The organism is Thermus parvatiensis (assembly GCF_001535545.1).
Taxonomy (GTDB): domain Bacteria; phylum Deinococcota; class Deinococci; order Deinococcales; family Thermaceae; genus Thermus; species Thermus parvatiensis.
The window spans coordinates 400,135-418,127 of sequence record NZ_CP014141.1 but is presented as its reverse complement, the minus strand read 5'-3'; the positions used below and the strand labels follow the sequence as shown (position 1 = coordinate 418,127).

General features: G+C 67.2%; 29 protein-coding genes and 1 pseudogene. 3 read left to right on the top strand and 27 right to left on the bottom strand.

Going from position 1 to position 17,993, the window contains the following annotated elements; genetic code table 11:
* Position 1: 1 nt before the first annotated feature.
* The 26 genes and pseudogenes from rplO to AV541_RS02270 form a co-directional block, all read right to left on the bottom strand.
* The gene (gene rplO, locus AV541_RS02395; RefSeq protein WP_060384146.1) at positions 2-454 is read right to left on the bottom strand and encodes a 50S ribosomal protein L15; all 453 of its coding nucleotides are present in this window, start codon (positions 452-454) and stop codon (positions 2-4) included.
* A complete protein-coding gene (gene rpmD / locus AV541_RS02390) occupies positions 451-633 on the bottom strand; it encodes a 50S ribosomal protein L30 (RefSeq protein WP_008633387.1) in 183 nt (60 codons plus the stop codon). Before rpmD ends, rplO begins: the two co-directional genes overlap by 4 nt.
* Positions 614-1,102, bottom strand: coding sequence for a 30S ribosomal protein S5 (rpsE, locus tag AV541_RS02385; protein ID WP_008633389.1), 489 nt, complete (start codon positions 1,100-1,102; stop codon positions 614-616). The genes rpmD and rpsE overlap by 20 nt, the downstream gene beginning before the upstream one ends.
* Before the next feature lie 12 nt (positions 1,103-1,114).
* Positions 1,115-1,453 (bottom strand): 50S ribosomal protein L18, encoded by a 339-nt coding sequence (gene rplR / locus AV541_RS02380; protein WP_008633391.1) that lies wholly within the window; start codon positions 1,451-1,453, stop codon positions 1,115-1,117.
* An 11-nt stretch (positions 1,454-1,464) separates the two neighbouring features.
* On the bottom strand, positions 1,465-2,007 hold the full coding sequence (gene rplF, locus AV541_RS02375) for a 50S ribosomal protein L6 (protein ID WP_060384145.1): 543 nt from the start codon (positions 2,005-2,007) through the stop codon (positions 1,465-1,467).
* Positions 2,007-2,423 carry a 30S ribosomal protein S8 gene (rpsH, locus tag AV541_RS02370; RefSeq protein WP_060384144.1) on the bottom strand — a complete coding sequence of 139 codons (417 nt, stop codon included), beginning with the start codon at positions 2,421-2,423 and terminating at the stop codon, positions 2,007-2,009. The genes rplF and rpsH overlap by 1 nt, the downstream gene beginning before the upstream one ends.
* Positions 2,424-2,492: 69 nt before the next feature.
* Positions 2,493-2,678 carry a type Z 30S ribosomal protein S14 gene (locus AV541_RS02365; RefSeq protein ID WP_008633399.1) on the bottom strand — a complete coding sequence of 62 codons (186 nt, stop codon included), beginning with the start codon at positions 2,676-2,678 and terminating at the stop codon, positions 2,493-2,495.
* Between the two features lie 7 nt (positions 2,679-2,685).
* Complete coding sequence (gene rplE / locus AV541_RS02360) at positions 2,686-3,234, bottom strand: 50S ribosomal protein L5 (protein WP_011228843.1); 549 nt, start codon at positions 3,232-3,234, stop codon at positions 2,686-2,688.
* 3 nt (positions 3,235-3,237) lie between these two features.
* Positions 3,238-3,570, bottom strand: a complete 333-nt coding sequence (rplX, locus tag AV541_RS02355; protein WP_060384143.1) for a 50S ribosomal protein L24 — start codon at positions 3,568-3,570, stop codon at positions 3,238-3,240.
* Entirely contained in the window at positions 3,570-3,938 is a 369-nt protein-coding gene (gene rplN / locus AV541_RS02350; protein WP_003043914.1) for a 50S ribosomal protein L14, read from the bottom strand. Before rplN ends, rplX begins: the two co-directional genes overlap by 1 nt.
* Positions 3,935-4,252 (bottom strand): 30S ribosomal protein S17, encoded by a 318-nt coding sequence (gene rpsQ / locus AV541_RS02345; protein WP_011173708.1) that lies wholly within the window; start codon positions 4,250-4,252, stop codon positions 3,935-3,937. Before rpsQ ends, rplN begins: the two co-directional genes overlap by 4 nt.
* Positions 4,245-4,463 (bottom strand): 50S ribosomal protein L29, encoded by a 219-nt coding sequence (gene rpmC, locus AV541_RS02340; protein ID WP_008633416.1) that lies wholly within the window; start codon positions 4,461-4,463, stop codon positions 4,245-4,247. Before rpmC ends, rpsQ begins: the two co-directional genes overlap by 8 nt.
* Positions 4,450-4,875: a 50S ribosomal protein L16 gene (gene rplP, locus AV541_RS02335; protein WP_008633417.1), complete on the bottom strand. Its 426-nt coding sequence runs from the start codon at positions 4,873-4,875 to the stop codon at positions 4,450-4,452. The genes rpmC and rplP overlap by 14 nt, the downstream gene beginning before the upstream one ends.
* Positions 4,876-4,878: 3 nt before the next feature.
* Positions 4,879-5,598 (bottom strand): 30S ribosomal protein S3, encoded by a 720-nt coding sequence (gene rpsC, locus AV541_RS02330; protein WP_060384142.1) that lies wholly within the window; start codon positions 5,596-5,598, stop codon positions 4,879-4,881.
* Positions 5,588-5,929: a 50S ribosomal protein L22 gene (rplV, locus tag AV541_RS02325; RefSeq protein WP_011173710.1), complete on the bottom strand. Its 342-nt coding sequence runs from the start codon at positions 5,927-5,929 to the stop codon at positions 5,588-5,590. Before rplV ends, rpsC begins: the two co-directional genes overlap by 11 nt.
* 2 nt (positions 5,930-5,931) lie before the next feature.
* Positions 5,932-6,213 (bottom strand): 30S ribosomal protein S19, encoded by a 282-nt coding sequence (gene rpsS / locus AV541_RS02320; protein WP_011173711.1) that lies wholly within the window; start codon positions 6,211-6,213, stop codon positions 5,932-5,934.
* Between the two features lie 8 nt (positions 6,214-6,221).
* Positions 6,222-7,052 (bottom strand): 50S ribosomal protein L2, encoded by an 831-nt coding sequence (rplB, locus tag AV541_RS02315; protein WP_060384141.1) that lies wholly within the window; start codon positions 7,050-7,052, stop codon positions 6,222-6,224.
* A 51-nt stretch (positions 7,053-7,103) separates the two neighbouring features.
* Positions 7,104-7,394 carry a 50S ribosomal protein L23 gene (locus tag AV541_RS02310; protein ID WP_008633421.1) on the bottom strand — a complete coding sequence of 97 codons (291 nt, stop codon included), beginning with the start codon at positions 7,392-7,394 and terminating at the stop codon, positions 7,104-7,106.
* The gene (gene rplD, locus AV541_RS02305; RefSeq protein WP_011173713.1) at positions 7,391-8,008 is read right to left on the bottom strand and encodes a 50S ribosomal protein L4; all 618 of its coding nucleotides are present in this window, start codon (positions 8,006-8,008) and stop codon (positions 7,391-7,393) included. The genes AV541_RS02310 and rplD overlap by 4 nt, the downstream gene beginning before the upstream one ends.
* Before the next feature lie 11 nt (positions 8,009-8,019).
* Positions 8,020-8,640, bottom strand: coding sequence for a 50S ribosomal protein L3 (gene rplC, locus AV541_RS02300; protein WP_060384140.1), 621 nt, complete (start codon positions 8,638-8,640; stop codon positions 8,020-8,022).
* On the bottom strand, positions 8,637-8,954 hold the full coding sequence (gene rpsJ / locus AV541_RS02295; RefSeq protein ID WP_008633424.1) for a 30S ribosomal protein S10: 318 nt from the start codon (positions 8,952-8,954) through the stop codon (positions 8,637-8,639). Before rpsJ ends, rplC begins: the two co-directional genes overlap by 4 nt.
* A gap of 8 nt (positions 8,955-8,962) precedes the next feature.
* On the bottom strand, positions 8,963-10,183 hold the full coding sequence (gene tuf / locus AV541_RS02290) for an elongation factor Tu (protein ID WP_060383976.1): 1,221 nt from the start codon (positions 10,181-10,183) through the stop codon (positions 8,963-8,965).
* Between the two features lie 57 nt (positions 10,184-10,240).
* Positions 10,241-12,315, bottom strand: a pseudogene (gene fusA, locus AV541_RS02285) (elongation factor G).
* Positions 12,316-12,317: 2 nt separating this feature from the next.
* Entirely contained in the window at positions 12,318-12,788 is a 471-nt protein-coding gene (rpsG, locus tag AV541_RS02280; protein WP_060384139.1) for a 30S ribosomal protein S7, read from the bottom strand.
* Between the two features lie 7 nt (positions 12,789-12,795).
* Positions 12,796-13,203, bottom strand: coding sequence for a 30S ribosomal protein S12 (gene rpsL / locus AV541_RS02275; RefSeq protein WP_008633430.1), 408 nt, complete (start codon positions 13,201-13,203; stop codon positions 12,796-12,798).
* 174 nt (positions 13,204-13,377) lie between these two features.
* Positions 13,378-14,502 carry a transposase gene (locus AV541_RS02270; protein WP_008632315.1) on the bottom strand — a complete coding sequence of 375 codons (1,125 nt, stop codon included), beginning with the start codon at positions 14,500-14,502 and terminating at the stop codon, positions 13,378-13,380.
* Between the two features lie 214 nt (positions 14,503-14,716).
* Between AV541_RS02270 and AV541_RS02265 the strand changes: the two genes are divergently transcribed.
* Genes AV541_RS02265 through AV541_RS02255 form a run of 3 tightly spaced genes read left to right on the top strand, consistent with a single transcriptional unit; the run spans position 14,717 to position 16,580 of the window.
* Positions 14,717-15,832: a M20 family metallopeptidase gene (locus tag AV541_RS02265; protein WP_008633431.1), complete on the top strand. Its 1,116-nt coding sequence runs from the start codon at positions 14,717-14,719 to the stop codon at positions 15,830-15,832.
* The gene (locus AV541_RS02260) at positions 15,829-16,305 is read left to right on the top strand and encodes a YbaK/EbsC family protein (protein WP_008633432.1); all 477 of its coding nucleotides are present in this window, start codon (positions 15,829-15,831) and stop codon (positions 16,303-16,305) included. The genes AV541_RS02265 and AV541_RS02260 overlap by 4 nt, the downstream gene beginning before the upstream one ends.
* Entirely contained in the window at positions 16,302-16,580 is a 279-nt protein-coding gene (locus AV541_RS02255) for a hypothetical protein (protein ID WP_141607725.1), read from the top strand. Before AV541_RS02260 ends, AV541_RS02255 begins: the two co-directional genes overlap by 4 nt.
* A 56-nt stretch (positions 16,581-16,636) precedes the next feature.
* Here the strand turns inward: AV541_RS02255 and AV541_RS02250 are convergent, their stop codons facing one another.
* Complete coding sequence (locus tag AV541_RS02250; RefSeq protein WP_060384138.1) at positions 16,637-17,992, bottom strand: alanine/glycine:cation symporter family protein; 1,356 nt, start codon at positions 17,990-17,992, stop codon at positions 16,637-16,639.
* Between the last annotated feature and the right edge of the window lies 1 nt (position 17,993).

The window sequence follows — 17,993 nt, the reverse complement described above, 5'->3', positions numbered from 1 at the left end:
CTCAGGCCTCCAGGAGGACCGGCTCCCCGCCCGCGGCCTTCAACTTCTCTAGGGCGCTCTTGGAGAAGGCGTGGGCCACCACCTTGAGGGGCTTGGCCTCGCCCTCCCCCAGGATCTTGAGGCGGTACCCCTTCTTCAAAATGCCCGCCCGGATCAGAAGCTCCGGGGTCACCTCACCCTCAAAGCGGGCGAGGTCCTTCAGGTTCACCCCCTGGTACCGGGGGCGCTTGATCTCCCCGGGCACCTGCCCCTGCATGCCCCGCTTGGGCAGGCGCATCAGGGTCGTGGACCGGCCGCCCTCAAAGCGGCGCGGGTCCTTGAGCCCGCCGGAGCGGGACTTCTGCCCCTTGTGCCCGCGGGTCGCCGTCTTGCCGTGGCCGGAGCCCGGGCCCCGACCCACCCGCTTGCGCTGCTTGTTGGCCCCCGGGTTGGGCCTGAGATCGGAAAGCTTCATTCCACCACCTCCACGCGTACGAGGTGCGCCACCTTCTCCACATTCCCCCGGATGGCGGGGGTGTCCTCGAGGACCCGCTCCTGCTGGAGCCGCCTAAGCCCCAGGGCCTTGAGGGCCGCCTTCTGGTCCTTGGGGTAGCCGATGGGGCTCTTCACCAGCTTAACCTTGAGCCTGGGCATGGGCCTCCCCCTTCCTGAGCCGCTCCACGTCGGCCTTGGTCCTGAGTTGCCGCAGGGCCTCCATGGTAGCGTAGGCGATGTTGATGGGGTTGCGGCTCCCGAGCTCCTTGGTGAGGATGTCGGTCACCCCGGCGAGCTCTAGGATGGCCCGGGGCACCGCACCCGCGATCACCCCCGTGCCCGGGGCCGCCGGCTTCAGCACGATCTTGGAGGCCCCGAACTCCACCTCAATCTCGTGGGGGATGGTGCCGTTCTGGAGAGGCACCTCCACCATGTTGCGGCGGGCGTAGTACCCCGCCTTCTGCACCGCCAGGGGCACCTCGGGGGCCTTGCCGAAACCCAGGCCCACCCGGCCCTGACGGTCGCCCACCACCACCAAAGCGCCGAAGCGGAAGCGGCGCCCGCCCGCCTGCATCCGGGCGGTGCGCCGGATCAGGATCATCTTCTCTTCAAAGTCGGTCTCCGGCATGGGTCTCCTCCCTTAGAACTCGAGGCCGCCTTCCCGGGCCCCTTCCGCCAGGGCCTTCACCCGGCCGTGGTACTTGTAGGGCCCCCGGTCAAAGGCCACCTGTTTGATGCCAAGCGCCAGGGCCTTCTCCGCCAAGGCCCGGCCCACCTGGCGGGCCACCTCCGTCTTGTTGCCCTTGAGCTTCAGGGCCAGGCTGGAGGCGGACACCAGGGTAACCCCCTTCTCGTCGTCAATGATCTGGGCGTAGATGTGCTTCAGGCTCCGGAAGACGGAGAGGCGGAGCCTCCCGGTGCGCTTGATGCGGTTGCGCACGCGGAACTTACGGCGCTCGTAAGCGGTCAAACGTGCCATCTCTCCCCCCGCTACTTCTTGGCCCCGGCCTTACCCGGCTTGAGGCGGACCGGCTCGCCCGCGTAGTAGATCCCCTTCTCGTGGTAGGCGCTGGGCTTTTTGATGGCCCGGATGTTGGCGGCCACCTGCCCCACCTTCTGCTTGTCAATCCCCAAGACCCGGATCCGGGTAGGCTCGGGCACCTCAAAGGTGATGCCCTCCGGGGGCTCCACCACCACGGGGTGGCTGAAGCCCACGGTGAGCTCGAGGGCCCGCCCCACGAGCCGGGCCCGGTAGCCGATGCCCTTGATGAGGAGCTCCTTGCTGTACCCCTCGGAAACGCCCTTGACCGCGTTGGCGATGAGGGTGCGGGTCAGGCCGTGGAGGCTCTTGTGGCGGCGCTCGTCGGAGGGCCGCTCCACCCGGACCACGCCCTCCTCCACCACCACCCGCATCTCGGGGTTTACCGGAACCTCCAGCTCCCCCTTGGGGCCCTTGACCTTGACCCGCCCGGGGGCCACCTCCACGCTCACGCCCTTGGGTACGGGAATGGGTAGCCTTCCGATCCTAGACATCACCACACCTCGCAGATGAGCTCGCCGCCCACGCCCAGCTTCCGGGCCTCACGGTCGGTGAGAACCCCCTTGGAGGTGGAGAGGATGGCGATCCCCAGGCCCCGGCGCACCCGGGGGATCTCCTTGACCCCCACGTACACCCGCCGCCCCGGCTTGCTGATCCGCCGGATGTGGTGGATCACCTGCTCCGGCCTGGGGTCAAGCCCTTGGCGCCGGGGGCCGTACTTCAGGTAGACCCGCAGGTAGGGCTTGCCGTCCACGTCCACCCGTTCGTACCCCTTGATGAACCCCTCCCGCGCGAGGATCCTCAGGATCTCCTCCTTGAAGCGGGAGGCGGGCACGTCCGTGCTCTCCTTGTAGACCCGGGTGGCGTTCCTGATCCGGGTCAGCATGTCGGCGATGGGATCCGTCAGCATTTCCGCTCTCCTTTGTCGCTACTCCTGGCCCATGCGGTCTCGGGAGAACCCCCCCGACCGGACCACGGCCTACCAGCTGGCCTTCCGCACCCCGGGAAGCTGCCCCTTGTGGGCAAGCTCCCGCAGGCAGATCCGGCAGAGCCCGAAGAAGCGGTACACGCTCCGGGCGCGGCCGCACCGCACGCAGCGGGTGTAGGCCCGAACCTTGAACTTGGGCGTTCGCTTGGCTTTTTCAATAAGCGCCTTTCTCGCCATCGCAACCTCACTTGCGGAAGGGGAAGCCCAAAAGCTCCAAAAGGGCCCGGGCCTCCTCGTCGGTCTCGGCGGTGGTCACCACCGCGATGTCCATGCCCCGCAGGGCGTCCACCATGTCGTAGGTGATCTCCGGGAAGATGAGCTGCTCCCTCAGGCCCAGGTTGTAGTTGCCCCGGCCGTCAAAGCTATTCGGGTTGAGCCCCCGGAAGTCGCGGATGCGGGGAAGGGCCACGTTGAGGAGCTTTTCCAGGAAGATCCACATCCGGTCGCGCCGCAGGGTGACCCGGAGGCCGATGGGCATCCCCTTGCGGAGCTTGAAGTTGGAGATGGACTTCTTGGCCCGGGTGACCGCGGGCTTCTGCCCCGTGATGAGGGCGAGCTCCTGGGCCGCCTTCTCCAGGATGCGGGCGTCCTCCTTGGCCTCGCCCAACCCCTGGTTGATGACCACCTTCTCCAGCCTGGGCACCTCCCAGACGTTCTGGTAGCCGAAGCGGCGGATGAGCTCGGGGCGGACCTCCTCGTAGTACTTGCGCTTAAGGGCCACGTCCAAGGGCATACCTCACTCCTCCGTGTCCAGGGCCCCGCCGCACTTGGCGCAGACCCGGATCTTCTTGCCGTTGTCCAGGAACTTCTTCCGCACCCGGGTGGGCTTGCCGCAGGCGGGGCAGATGGGGCGGACCTTGGAGGCGTGCAGGGGGGCCTCCTTCTCAATGAAGCCGCCCTGGGGGTACTTAGGGCTCACCCGCACCGCCTTCTTCACGATGTTGACCCCCTCCACGATGACGGCGTACTTCTTGGGCAAGACCTCCTTCACCTTGCCCACCCGGCCCTTGTACTTGCCGGAGGCCACGAGAACCGTGTCCCCCTTCTTCACGTGCATCTTCACCCGCATTAGAGCACCTCCGGCGCCAGGGAGACGATCTTCATGAAGCCCTTCTCGCGAAGCTCCCGGGCCACGGGGCCGAAGACGCGGGTGCCGCGGGGCTCCAGCTGGTTGTTGATGATCACGGCGGCGTTGTCGTCAAAGCGGATGGCGGAGCCGTCGGGGCGCTTGACCTCCTTCTTGGTGCGCACCACCACGGCCTTGACCACGTCCCCTTCCTTGACCGCCCCCCGGGGGATGGCCTCCTTGACGCTGGCCACGATCACGTCCCCCACGGTGGCGTACTTGGCGTTGGAGCCCTTGAGCACCCGGATGCACATGATCTTCCGGGCCCCGGTGTTGTCGGCCACCTCGAGGTAGGTCTGCGGCTGGATCATGCCTTACCTCCCCGCTTGGAAAGGCTCTGGTAGTTCTGGCGGCGGATGAGGTACTTCTCCACCAGGTCCATCCGGCCCGACTCCACCAGGCGGAGCACCCGGAAGCGCTTGCGCTTGGAGATGGGCCGGGACTCAATGATCTCCACCACGTCCCCCAGCTTGTACTTCTCCTCGGGGTCGTGGGCCAGGTACTTCTTGGAGCGCTTGATCACCTTGCCGTAGAGGGGGTGGGGGAACTGGCGCTCCACCAAGACCGTGACGGTCTTCTGCATCTTGTCGCTGACCACCACCCCGGTGAGGACCTTCTTAGGCATTCTGCCTCCTCTTCTCGTTCAAGACCGTAAGGAGCCTGGCGATCTGGCGCTTGAGGTCCCGGATCTTGTGGTTTTGGGAAAGCTGGCCGATGGAGGCCTGGAAGCGGAGCTCCATGAGCTCCCGCTTCTTCTCCCGCACGAGCTTCTCCAGCTCCACGGGGGAGAGCTTCCGGGCCTCCTCCAGCTGCTTCCTCACCTCACTGAGCTTCATCGTAGGCGTCCCTCCTCACGATCTTGGTCTTGATGGGGAGCTTGTGGCCCGCGATGCGCAGGGCCTCCAGGGCCTGCTCCTCCGTGACCCCGGCGACCTCAAACATGACCCGGCCGGGCTTCACCACGGCCACGTACCCCTCCACGTTGCCCTTCCCCTTACCCATTCGCACCTCGAGGGGCTTCTTGGTGTAGGGCTTGTCGGGGAAGATGCGGATGAAGATCTTCCCGCCGCGGCGGAAGTGGCGCACCATGGCCACACGGGCGGCCTCAATCTGCTGGGCCGTGATCCAGGCGGGCTCGAGGGCCACGAGGCCATAGTCCCCGAAGGCCACGTAGTCCCCGCCCTTGGTGGCGCCCTTGAGCCGCCCCCGTTGCTGCTTGCGGTACTTCATGCGCCTGGGCATCAGCATGGCTCACTCCTCCTTCTTCACGCGCACGGCAGGGCGACGGCGGCGGGGCCTCTCCTCGGCCTTCGGCAGCTCGGGCCGGGCCTTGGGCTTCTGGCCGCCGATCACCTCGCCCAGGAAGATGTAGGCCTTGACCCCGAGGACGCCGTAGGTGGTCCGGGCCAAGGCAAAGCCGTAGTCTATGTTAGCACGCAGGGTGTGGAGGGGCACCCGCCCCTCGGCGGCCCACTCGGTGCGCGCCTGCTCGGCCCCGCCGATGCGGCCGGAGACGATCACCTTGGCCCCCTTGGCCCCGGACTCCATGACCCGCTGGACCGCCTGCTTGATGGCCCGGCGCACGGCGAAGCGGCGCTCAATCTGCTCCGCCACCCGCTGGGCCACGAGGGGGGCGGAGAGGTTGGGGTTCTGCACCTCCTGGACGTTCAGGGCCACGTTCTTGCCGGTGAGCTTGGCCAGCTCCTCCCGGAGCACCCGGATCCGCTCGCCACCCCGGCCGATGACCACCCCGGGCTTGGCCACGTGGACGGTCACGGCCACGTTGTCGGCGGCCCGCTCAATGTCCACCCGGGCGAGGCCCGCCGAGTAGAGCTCCTTCTCCAAAAGGCCCCGGATCCTCTGGTCCTCGAGGAGCAGGTGGCGGTACTGCTTCTTGCCGGCGTACCAGCGGGACTCCCAGTCCCGGGTGATGCCGAGCCGGAAACCGATGGGGTGGATCTTATTTCCCATGCTTCTCCCCCAGGATCACGGTGATGTGGCTGGTCCTCTTCTTGATGATGTCCGCCCGGCCCCGGGCCCTGGGAAGCACCCGCTTCAGGGCGGGGCCCTCGTCCACGTAGGCCGCCTTCACGTAAAGCCGGTCCTCCAACATGTCGTGATTGTTCACCGCGTTGGCGGCGGCGGACTCCAGCACCTTGGCCACGAAGTAAGCCCCCCGCTTGTTGGTGTAGCGCAGGATGTTGCGGGCCTCCTCGAGGCTCTTTCCCCGGATCAGGTCCACCACCAGGCGGACCTTCCGCGGGGAGATGCGCACGTATCGGGCGATCGCTTTCGCTTCCATGGCTACTTCTTCTTGGTGGCCTTGGCCTCTTTGCCGTGCCCCCGGTAGGTCCGGGTGGGGGCGAACTCCCCCAGCTTGTGCCCCACCATGTTCTCGGTGATGTAGACGGGCACGTGCTGCTTGCCGTTGTAGACCGCGATGGTGTGCCCCACCATCTCGGGCACGATGGTGGAGCGGCGGCTCCAGGTCTTGATGAGCCGCTTCTCCCCCTTGGCGTTGAGCTCCAGGACCTTCTCCAAGAGGTGGTCGTCTACGAAGACGCCTTTCTTGAGACTACGCGGCATACCTCACCTCACTTCTTGCGACGGGCGATGATGAAGCGGCTGGAAGGCTTACGCCGCTTCCTGGTCTTGAGCCCCTTGGTCTGCCAGCCCCAAGGCGAGGCGGGAGGACGGCCCCTAGGCGCCCGGCCCTCACCACCGCCGTGGGGGTGATCCACGGCGTTCATGGCGGCGCCGCGGACGTGAGGCCTGCGGCCGAGCCAGCGGCTGCGGCCCGCCTTGCCCAGGACGATGTTCTTGTGGTCGGCGTTGCCCACGGCGCCCACCGTGGCGTAGCACTCCCCGTGCACCTTCCTAAGCTCCCCGGAAGGCAGGCGCAGGATCACGTAATCCCCTTCCCGGCCCTGGATCTGGGCGCTGGTCCCAGCGGCGCGGGCCAGCTTGGCCCCCTTCTTGGGCTCAAGCTCCACGGCGTGGACCACGGTGCCCACGGGGATGAAGCGCAGGGGCAGGGCGTTGCCCACCTGAATGGGGGCGTCGGGACCCGCCACCACCTGCTGCCCCACCTGGAGGCCGTCCGGGGCGATGATGTACCGCTTCTCCCCGTCCACGTAGTGCAAAAGGGCGATGCGGGCCGAGCGGTTGGGGTCGTACTCAATGGCCGCCACCTTGGCGGGAATGCCCACCTTGTCCCAGCGCTTGAAGTCAATGATGCGGTACAAGCGCTTGTGGCCGCCGCCGCGGAAGCGCACCGTGATCCGCCCCTGGTTGTTCCGCCCTCCCGTCTTCTTCAGGGGCTTGACCAGGGACTTCTCGGGCTCCGTCTTGGTGATCTCGGAGAAGTCGGCCACCGTCATGAAGCGGCGGCTCGGGGTGTAGGGTTTGAACTTCTTAACGGCCATTTCCTCTTCCTCCTTGCCGGATCAGGGCCGGGCTCCCTTTCCCGGCGAGGTCTAGATGAGGCCCTCCAGGGCCTCGATCTTCTGCCCGGGGGCCACCTGAACGATGGCCTTCTTCCTGTCGGGGCGCTTACCCAGGTAGCGCCCAAGCCGCTTCTTCTTGCCCCGCACGTGGAGGGTGTTCACCTTGACCACCTTGACCTTGAAGGCCGTCTCCACGGCGTTCTTGATCTCGGTCTTGGTGGCCTTGGGGTGCACCCAGAAGGTGTACTTGCCCTCGGCGAAGCCCGCGTAGGCCTTCTCCGAAAGCACCGGGGCCAGGATCACGTCGTAGGCGGTCTTCACGCCTCACCCCCTATGCGGTTCTGGAAGACCTCCCAAGCGTCCAGGTCCATGACCAGCCGCTCCGTACGGACGATGTCGTAGACGTTGAGCCCCTCCGGGGCCAGGGTCACCACCCAGGGCAGGTTGCGGGCCGCCCGGCGGACCAGCTCGTTTCCGGTCACCAGGAGGACGCTCTCGGAGCCGTCCAAGCCCGCCTCCTTGGCCCAGGCCAGGAACTCCTTGGTCTTGCCGTTGACCCCGGCAAACGCCTCCACGAGGAGGAGCTTCCCCTCCCGGGCCCGGTCGGCCACGGCCATGGCGAGCCCCTTCTTCCGGACCTTCTTGGGCAGGGTGTAGCTGTAGTCCCGGGGCTTGGGACCGAAGACCACGCCGCCGCCCACGAAGATGGGGGCGCCGATGTCGCCGTGGCGGGCACGGCCGGTGTGCTTCTGCGGCCAGATCTTCCGGCCGGAGTAGGCCACCTCGCCCCGGGTCTTCGTGCTGGCGGTGCCCCGGCGGCGCTTGGCCAGCTGCCACCGGACCACCTCCCAGAGGAGGTGGGGGTTGATCTCCGCGGGCAGGTCGGCGGCAAGCTCGCGCCTGCCGCTAGGGGAAAGGACGGGAATCTGGTACACCGCTACCTCCTTCACTTGGCCGCCTTCTTGGTCTCGCGGACGATGACCAGGCCGCCGTTGGGACCGGGGACGGCCCCCTTGACCAAAAGCAGGTTCTCCTCGGGGATGACGTCCACCACCTCGAGGTTCATGACCGTCACGCGCTCGGCCCCGTAGTGGCCCGCCATCTTCTTGCCCTTGTAGACGCGACCGGGGGTCTTGCGGTTCCCGATGGAGCCGGGGTGGCGGTGGATCTTGTGGGCGCCGTGGGAGTCGGGGCCGCCCGCGAAGTTCCAGCGCTTCATCACGCCGGCGAAGCCCCGGCCCTTGGAGGTGCCCGTCACGTCCACGCGCTCCCCGGGCTTGAAGATCTCCACCGTGACCGTGTCGCCTTCGGGGTTGAAGTCCCGGATCTCCCGCAGGATGCGCACGGGCCCCACCCCGGCCTTGGCGAAGTGCCCCTTAAGGGGGCGGTTCACCCGCTTGGGGTTTTGGGGAAGGAAGCCCAGCTGCACCGCGGTGTAGCCGTCCTTCTCCGGGGTGCGGCGCTGCACCACGGGGCACGGCCCCGCAAGGATGACCGTGACGGGGACGGCGCGGTCGTCGCGGAAGATGCGGGTCATGCCCACCTTGACGCCCAAGATGCCCTTCACCGGCCACCTCCTACGGTCTTGATCTCAATCTCCACCCCGGTGGGCAGGTCCAGGGTCATGAGCTGCTCAATGGTCTTTCGGTTGGGGTTGATGATGTCCACAAGCCGGTTGTGGGTGCGCAGCTCAAAGTGCTCCCGGGAGTCCTTGTGCTTGAAGGGCCCCCGGATCACGGTGAAGCGGCGCACCCGGGTGGGTAGGGGGATGGGACCGGAGACCTGGGCCCCGGAACGCCGGGCCGCCTCCACGATCTTCTGGGCCGAGGCGTCCAGGGTCTTGTGGTCAAAACCCCGGAGCTTGATGCGGATCTTGGGCATACCTCACCTCACTCCAGGATCTTGGTGACGACGCCGGCGCCCACGGTCCGCCCACCCTCACGGATGGCAAACCGCAAACCCTCCTCCAGCGCCACCGGCTTGATCAGCTCCACCGTAAACGTCACGTTGTCCCCAGGCATCACCATCTCCACGCCCGGAGGCAACTGCACCACACCCGTCACGTCCGTCGTCCGAAAGTAAAACTGCGGACGGTACCCCGAAAAAAACCCCGTGTGCCTACCCCCCTCCTCCTTCTTCAGCACATACACCGACGCCTCAAACTTCGTGTGCGGCGTAATGCTCCCAGGCTTCGCCAGCACCTGCCCCCGCTCCACCTCCTCCCGGCTCACACCCCGCAGGAGCACCCCCACATTGTCCCCAGCAATCCCCTCCTGCAGGGTCTTCCGGTGCATCTCCACACCCGTCACCACCGTCTTCCGCGTCTCCGGAGCAAGGCCCACAATCTCCACCTCGTCCCCAACCTTCACCTTGCCCCGCTCAATCCGACCCGTGGCCACCGTCCCACGACCCGTGATCGTAAACACGTCCTCCACCGGCATCAAGAACGGCTTGTCCACGTCCCGCACCGGCGTGGGAATGTACTCGTCAATCGCGTCCAACAACTCCCAAATCTTGTCCACCCACTCGTTCTCCCCACGCCTCGTCTTCGGGTTCTTGTGCATCTGCTCAAGCGCAAGCAACGCACTCCCCCGAATCACCGGAACCTCGTCCCCAGGAAACTCGTACTGGTTCAAAAGGTCCCGCACCTCCATCTCCACCAGGTCCAGGAGTTCCGGATCATCCACCATGTCCACCTTGTTCATGAACACCACAATGTACGGAACCCCCACCTGCCGCGCCAACAAAATGTGCTCCCGCGTCTGCGGCATCGGCCCGTCCGCCGCCGACACCACAAGGATCGCCCCGTCCATCTGCGCGGCACCCGTGATCATGTTCTTGATGTAGTCCGCGTGCCCAGGGCAGTCCACGTGGGAATAGTGCCGCTTCGCCGTCTCGTACTCCACGTGCGCCGTGTTGATCGTAATCCCCCGCGCACGCTCCTCCGGCGCCTTGTCAATCTCCCCGTAGTCCTTAACCTCTACATTCGGATTCTCCGCCGCCGCCACATACGTCAACGCCGCCGTCAGCGTCGTCTTCCCGTGGTCCACGTGCCCAATCGTCCCCACGTTCACGTGAGGCTTCGTCCGAATAAACTCGCCCTTCGCCATCTCTGTCCTCCTCGCAAGGAAGGGGCGGGCCCTAAAAAGGCCCACCCCGAAGCCGCGCTATTGACCCTTGATGAGCTTCTCCTGGACCTGCTTGGGCACCTCCTGGTAGTGGTCAAAGAACATGACGAAGGAGCCCCGCCCCTGGGTCTTGGAGCGCAGGTCCGTGGCGTAGCCGAACATCTCCGCCAAGGGCACGAAGGCCCGGATCACCTGGGCGTTGCCCCGGGGCTCCATCCCCAGGATCTGCCCCCGCCGGGCGTTCAGGTCGCCGATGACGTCCCCCATGTACTCCTCGGGGGTGGTGACCTCCACCCGCATGATGGGCTCGAGGATCACCGGGTCCCCCTTCTGCACCGCCTCCTTGATGGCCATGGAGCCGGCGATCTTGAAGGCCATCTCGGAGGAGTCCACCTCGTGGTAGGAGCCGTCGTAGAGGGTGACCTTGATGTCCACCACGGGGAAGCCGATCAGGGGCCCGGACTGCATGGCCTCCTCGATCCCCTTCTGCACGGCGGGGATGTACTCCTTGGGGATCACCCCGCCCACAATGGCGTTGACGAACTCAAAGCCCGAGCCGCGGGGGAGGGGCTCCACCTTGATCTTCACGTGGCCGTACTGGCCGCGGCCGCCGGTCTGGCGGATGAACTTGCCCTCCACGTCCACCGGCTTGGTAATGGTCTCCCGGTACGCCACCTGGGGCTTGCCCACGTTGGCGTCCACCTTGAACTCCCGCTTGAGCCGGTCCACGATGATCTCCAGGTGGAGCTCGCCCATCCCACTGATGATGGTCTGGCCGGTCTCGGGGTGGGTGGAGACGCGGAAGGTGGGGTCCTCCTCCGCCAGGCGGGCCAGGGCCTGGGAAAGCTTCTCCTGGTCGGCCTTGGTCTTGGGCTCAATGGCCACGTCAATCACGGGCTCGGGCACCTCAATGGACTCCAGGATCACCCGGGGCGCGTCCTCGCCCACCAGGGTGTCCCCGGTGATCGTCTCCTTGAGGCCCACCACGGCGCCCAGGTCGCCCGCCTTGAGCTCCTCCACCTCCTCCCGGTGGTTGGCGTGCATGCGGAGGAGCCGGGCCACCCGTTCCTTGCGGCCCTTGGTGGTGTTGTAGACGTAGGAGCCCGAGGTGAGGGTCCCCGAGTAGACGCGGATGAAGGTGAGGCGGCCCACGTAGGGGTCGGCCATGATCTTGAAGGCCAAGGCCGCCAAGGGGCCATTGGGGTCGGGGTGGATCTCCACCACCTCGCCCTCAGGCGTGGTGCCCTTGATGGGGGGATGTCCAAGGGGGAGGGCAGGTAGTCCACCACCGCGTCCAGGAGGAGCTGGACGCCCTTGTTCTTCAGGGCGGAGCCCAGGAAGACGGGGGTGATCTTGAGGTCAATGGTGCCCTTGCGGATGGCGGCCACCAGCTCTTCCTCGGTGGGCTCCTCGCCCTCGAGGTACTTCAGCATGATGTTCTCGTCAAAGTCGGCGGCCACCTCCACGAGCTTCTCGTGATACTCCCGGGCCTGGTTCAGGTACTCCTCGGGGATGGGGATCTCGCGGATGTCCGTGCCCAGGTCGTTGCCGTAGGTGTAGGCCTTCATCCGGAGGACGTCAATGATCCCCGAGAAGGTGTCCTCCCGGCCGATGGGGAGCTGCATCACCACCGGGCGCGCCCCCAGGCGCTCCTGCATGGTGCGGATCACGAGCCAGAGGTCGGCCCCGGTCTTGTCCATCTTGTTGGCGAAGGCGATGCGGGGGACGTGGTACTTCTCCGCCTGGCGCCAGACGGTCTCCGACTGGGGCTCCACCCCCTGGCTGGAGTCAAAGACCACGATGGCCCCGTCCAGGACCCGCATGGAGCGCTCCACCTCAATGGTGAAGTCCACGTGGCCCGGGGTGTCGATGATGTTGATGCGGTGGTCCTTCCAGAAGCAGGTGGTCACGGCGGCGGTGATGGTGATGCCCCGCTCCCGCTCCTGCTCCATGAAGTCCATGGTGGCAGCACCCTCGTGGACCTCACCGATCTTGTGGATCTTGCCGGTGTAGTAGAGGATGCGCTCGGTGGTGGTGGTCTTGCCCGCGTCAATGTGGGCGGCGATGCCGATGTTCCGGAGCCGCTTGAGGTCGTACTCTACCTTGACCGCCATACTCACCACCGGTAGTGGGCGTAGGCCCGGTTCGCCTCGGCCATCCGCTCCACGTCCTCCTTCTTCTTCACCGCCCCGCCCTTACCCTCGGCGGCGTCCATCAGCTCGTGGGCGATGCGCACCGCCGCGCGCCGCTCGGGGCGCTGGTTGGCCGCCTGAACGAGCCACCTCAAGGCCAGGGACTGCTGGCGCCTCGGGGAGACCTCCATGGGGACCTGGTAGTTGGCCCCGCCCACGCGGCGGGAACGGACCTCCATCCGGGGCTTGACGTTCTCCACCGCCTGCTTGAAGACCTTGAGGGGCTCCTGGCCGGTCTTCTCCTGGATGATCTTGCAGGCGTCGTAGAAGATGCGGGCGGCCAGGTTCTTCTTGCCCTCCCGCATGATCTTGTTGATGAAGGCCGTGACCAGCACGTCCCCGTAGACCAGGTCGGGCTGGAGCTGACGGACCTCTGCTCTCCTTCTCCGTGCCATAGCTCACCTACTTCTTGGCCGCGGTCTTGGCCGCCTCCTTGGGCTTCTTGGTCCCGTACTTGGAGCGGCTCTTCTTCCGGTCCTTCACCCCCGCGGCGTCGTAGACCCCGCGCACGATGTGGTAGCGCACGCCCGGCAGGTCCTTCACACGGCCGCCCCGGATGAGGACCACCGAGTGCTCCTGAAGGTTGTGCCCCTCGCCGGGGATGTAGGCGGTCACCTCGTAGCCGGAGGTGAGGCGCACCTTGGCCACCTTACGGAGCGCCGAGTTGGGCTTCTTGGGGGTGACGGTGCGCACCACGGTGCACACCCCCCGGCGGAAGGGCGCCCCCTTCAGCGCCGGAACCTTGCTCTTTTTGCGGACCTTCTCGCGGCCCTTTCGGACGAGCTGATTGATCGTCGGCAGTGCCACCACTCCCTTCTTCTTGGACTTGCCCCCTTGTTCTCAAGATCCCCCCGGAGGGGAACGCCCTCCGTGAAGCCCCACACGGGGCCCACCCTCAGGGCCAGGGGCTGGCCCTGAGAGCCCTCAACTGCCCTAGTGTACAGGCAAAACCCCTCTTTGGCAATACCTTCTAACAGCAGGGCTTTACCCAAAACTCCTTCCTCGCCCTCCCTTAGCCTGCTTCAAGAGTTCTTGGGTGACTTCATAGTTGAGCAGGCGAACCAGGCCCCTCAGGAGCAGGTACGGACCATCCCTCTCGCTGGGCAGCCCCAGCTTGCCCCCGAGCTGCAAAAGAAACCCCTTGAACGGATCCCCCAACCGCTCAACTTCCCAAAGGAACACCGCCAGCCCCAGCAAAACCGCCACCACCTTCCGGATCCGGGCAAGCCCCCGCACCTGGAAGGTCTCAAGCCCCAGCCCCGTCTTCAAAAGCCGGAAGAACCGCTCCACCTCCCACCGCCTGCGGTACGCCTCCACCACCTGCGCCGCCTCCTCCCTCCCCCTCACCGGCAAGCTGGTCAGTAGCCACCACTCCCCACGCCGCCCCAGGGCTGGCACCCGGCAGACCACCAGGTGGAGCCGCCTCCCCTCCACCTCCACCTCCCTCCATCCGAAGTGGAGCCGCACCCGCTGGTACCTGCCCCCTACCCTCAGCTCCACCTCCTCCCCACAGGGAAGGGCCAGGGAAGAAGCCACCTTCGCCAGAGAACCCCCCTCCCCAAGCTTCCGGTCCCGGTAGACCCGCACCACGAACTCCTCCCCCAGGGCCAGCACCTGCCCAAACACCTTCCGGTCGTCAAACCCCCGGTCCGCCACATACACCAGCCTCCTGCCCACGCCCCCCAATCGCTCCCGGGCCGCCTCAATGGCTCCCTCCACCTCCTTGGGCAGGCTGGCAAACCCCCTCTCCCCGTAGGCCACCAGGTGGGCGTACCCCAGGGCCAGCCGCCCCGCGGGGTCCAACCCCAGGGCGGTGAGGAGCTCGTACCCGGGCCGCCTATCCTTCCCCACCCGGGCTATCCCCTCCAGGGCCCGGGCATAGGGCTTGGCCACCGGGCTCAGGTCCAGGAGGACCAGAACCTCCTCACCCTCCAGGGCAGTCGCGCTCTCCTGATAGACCCGGTCAAGGAGGGCTTCTGCCTCCACCCGTGGGTTGGACAGGAAGCGGTAAAGGGCTTTGGCCTGGTGGAAGCGGTTCTGGAGGGGAGAAGGGAGCGAGGCCACCATCTCGCTCACCCGGGCTGAGCCTGCGGCCAAGGCGCCCCGCACCACCTCTTCAAACCGTCGGTGGAGGCGCTTATCGGGGGAAAACGCTCGCAAAACGGCCCGTGAACTCCTGGAGCCTGGCCTCGGCCACCTTGAGCATGTCCATGGATCACCCCCGGTACCAGATACGGGCTGCGCCCGCAAGGGGAGATTTACCACGAAACGGAGATGTGGGTAAAGTCCTGCTTCTAAGGCGACGCCCTGCCATAATGGAGCCATGGAAAGCCTTCGTTGGATGGAAGCCCGCCTCCCCGAGATCCTCAAGGACCTGGAGGCCTTCGTCCGCCGGGAGTCCCCCTCGGGGGACCTGGAGGGCCTGGAAGAGGCCGCCCGCTTCCTGGAGGAGGCCTTCGGGCCCCTCGAGGGCCGCCTCTCCCGCAAGGACACCCCCGCGGGCCCCGTCCTCCTCCTCAAGCGGGGGGGCGAGGGCGCCCCCGTGCTCCTCCTCTGCCACTACGACACCGTCCACCCCAAGGGGAGCTTCCCCGAGCCCTTCCGCCTGGAGCGGGAGAAGGCCATCGGTCCCGGGATCTACGACATGAAGGGGGGCATCATCGCCCTCCTCTACGCCCTGCGCTACGCCGAGGCCACGGGGCGGAGGCTTCCCGCCCTCGAGGTCCTCTTCACCCCCGACGAGGAGGTGGGCTCCCCGGAAAGCCGCCCCCTCATTGAGGCCGCCGCCAAGAAGGCCCGGGCGGTGCTGGTCCTGGAACCCCCCACCGCGGAAGGCCACCTGAAGGTGGCCCGCAAGGGGGTGGGGCTTTACCGGCTTAGGGCCATCGGCAAGGCCGCCCACCAGGGGGTGGAGCCGGAGAAAGGGGTGAACGCCATCCTGGAGCTCGCCCACCAGGTCCTCAAGGTGGCGGCCCTGGAGGACCGGGAGAAGGGGACCACCCTGGGGCCGAACCGCATCCGGGGCGGCACGGCCACCAACGTGGTGGCCGAGGAGGCGGAGGTGGAGATTGACCTCAGGGCCTGGACCCTGGAGGAGGTGCGGCGGGTGGAGGAAGGGCTTAAGGCCCTAAAGCCCGTCCTGCCGGGGGCCAGGCTCGTGCTCTCGGGCGGCCTCAACCGCCCCCCCATGGAGCCCACGGAGGCAAGCCTCGCCCTCTTCGCCAAGGCCCGGGCCATCGGGGAAGCCCTGGGCCTGAGGCTCGAGCCCGGCCGGGTGGGCGGGGGGTCGGACGGGAACTTCACCGCCGCCCTGGGGGTGCCCACCCTGGACGGCCTGGGGCTTTTCGGGGGCGACGCCCACCAGAAGACGGAGTACGTGGTGGTGCCGGAGATTCCCCGCCGCGCCGCCCTCCTCGCCGAGCTCCTCGCCGCCCTATGAGCCTCTCCCCCTCCGCCCGACGGGTCCAAGGGGCCCTCGAGGCCCGGGGCTTCGGCCACCTGAAGGTGGTGGAGCTTCCCGCCTCCACCCGCACCGCCAAAGAGGCCGCCCAGGCCGTGGGGGCGGAGGTGGGGCAGATCGTGAAGAGCCTGGTCTTCGTGGGGGAAAAGGGGGCCTACCTCTTCCTGGTGAGCGGGAAGAACCGGCTGGATCTGGGAAAGGCCACGCGTCTGGTGGGCGGCCCCTTGCGCCAGGCCACGCCAGAGGAGGTGCGGGAGCTCACCGGCTTCGCCATCGGGGGCGTCCCCCCGGTGGGGCACAACACGCCCTTGCCCGCCTACCTGGACGAGGACCTCCTGGGCTACCCCGAGGTCTGGGCGGCCGGGGGAACCCCGAAGGCCCTTTTCCGGGCCACCCCCAAGGAGCTCCTCGCCCTCACCGGGGCCCAGGTGGCGGACCTCAAGGAGGCGTGATGTTCTTCCGCAAGGACCCCCACGTGCAGCCCGAAGGCCCCCTGGCCTTCCGGGTGCGGGTGCGCACGAAAAGCGGCGAGGTGGTGGAGCTAAGGCTTTCCAAAAGCGCCGAGATCAGCCCCACCGAGTCGGGCTACTACGTGCGCAAGGAGATCGTGTCCCCCAAGAGCCTGGACCGGGCGGTCCTAGAAATCTGGTTTGACCGCCGCTACCGCCCGGTGCGCAAGGAGGTTTCGGGGGGCGAGCTCGTGCCCATACGGGAGTGGAGGGGCTAAGTACCCCGCCGTGGCGAAAGCCACGGTGGGGGCCCCAAAGGAGGTAGGCCCGGCGCCTAGCGGGGCGGGATCCAGGGCTCGCCCCGGAAGAAGCCGTAGACCAGGCGGCCCACCACCCCGCCCAAAAGGACCAAGCCCAGGAGGTTGGGGAAAGCCATGAGGCCATTTAAGGTGTCGGAGACGGCCAGGAAGGCCTCGAGGCCCCCGAGAGGCCCCACGAAGGCCAAGGTGGCGAAGGCAAGCCGGTAGGGCCAGCGCACCCCCTCCCCCAGGAGGAAGGCCGCCGCCTCCTCCCCGTAAAACCCCCAGGAGACCATGGTGCCCAAGGCGAAGACCGCCACGGTGAGGGCGAGGACCACACCCCCCAAGGGATGGGCCTGGAAAAGGGCCTGGGCTGCCTCGGCGGCGGTTTCCCCCTGGCGCCAAAGCCCCGAGGCGACGAAGGTGAGGGCGGTAAGGGAGGTCACCAGAAAGCTCACGAACATCTCCGTGACCCCCCAGAACCCCTGGCGCACGGGGTGGTCCACCTGGGCCTGGGCGTGGGCGATGGCGGCCGAGCCCAGCCCCGCCTCGTTGGCGAAGATGCCCCGGCCGAGCCCGGCGTTGATCACGGCGAAGAGGCTGTAGCCCGCGGCCCCGCCCAAGGCCGCCTCCGGGGTGAAGGCGGCCTGGAAGACCAGGGCCAGGGCCTCGGGAATCCTCCCGGCGTAAAGGACGAGGAGGGGCCCCAAGGCCACCAGGAAGAGGAGGAGCTTCAAGGGCACCACCACCTGGGCGAAGCGGGCCACCCGCACGATCCCCCCGCCCAGGACGAGGCCCACCAGAAGGGCGAGGAAGAGGCCCACCAGGGCGGGCGGGGCCCCCAAGGGAACCAGGGCCCCCCCCACCGCCCCCGCCTGGGAGAGGTTGCCGATGCCAAAAGCGGCCACCGCGGCGAAGAAGGCGAAAAGGTGGCCCAGGAAGCGCAGTCTGGGGAGGCCCCGAGAGAGGTAGTACATGGGCCCGCCGGAAACGGAGCCGTCGGCGAAGCGGCGGCGGTAGTGGACCGCCAGGGTGGCCTCGGCGAACTTCGTGCCGGTGCCGAAGAAGTAGCCCACCCACATCCAGAACACCGCCCCCGGCCCCCCCACGAGGACCGCCGCCAGCATCCCCAAAAGGTGGCCCGTGCCCAGGGTGGCGGAGAGGGCCACCATGGTGGCCTGGAAGGGGGTGATCTGGCCGCCGAAGCCGTAGGCCCGCTCCCGGATCGCCCCCAGGGTCTCGCTGAAGGCCACCCGCGCCATCCTGAGGGGGGCGCTGAACCAGCGGATCCGGAAGATCACCAGGTAGGCCCCCACCAGGAGGTAGACCAGCTTCATGGGTAAGCCGAAAACGATGCGGTTCAGGGTTTCGTTCCAGGCCAGGATGTCCATG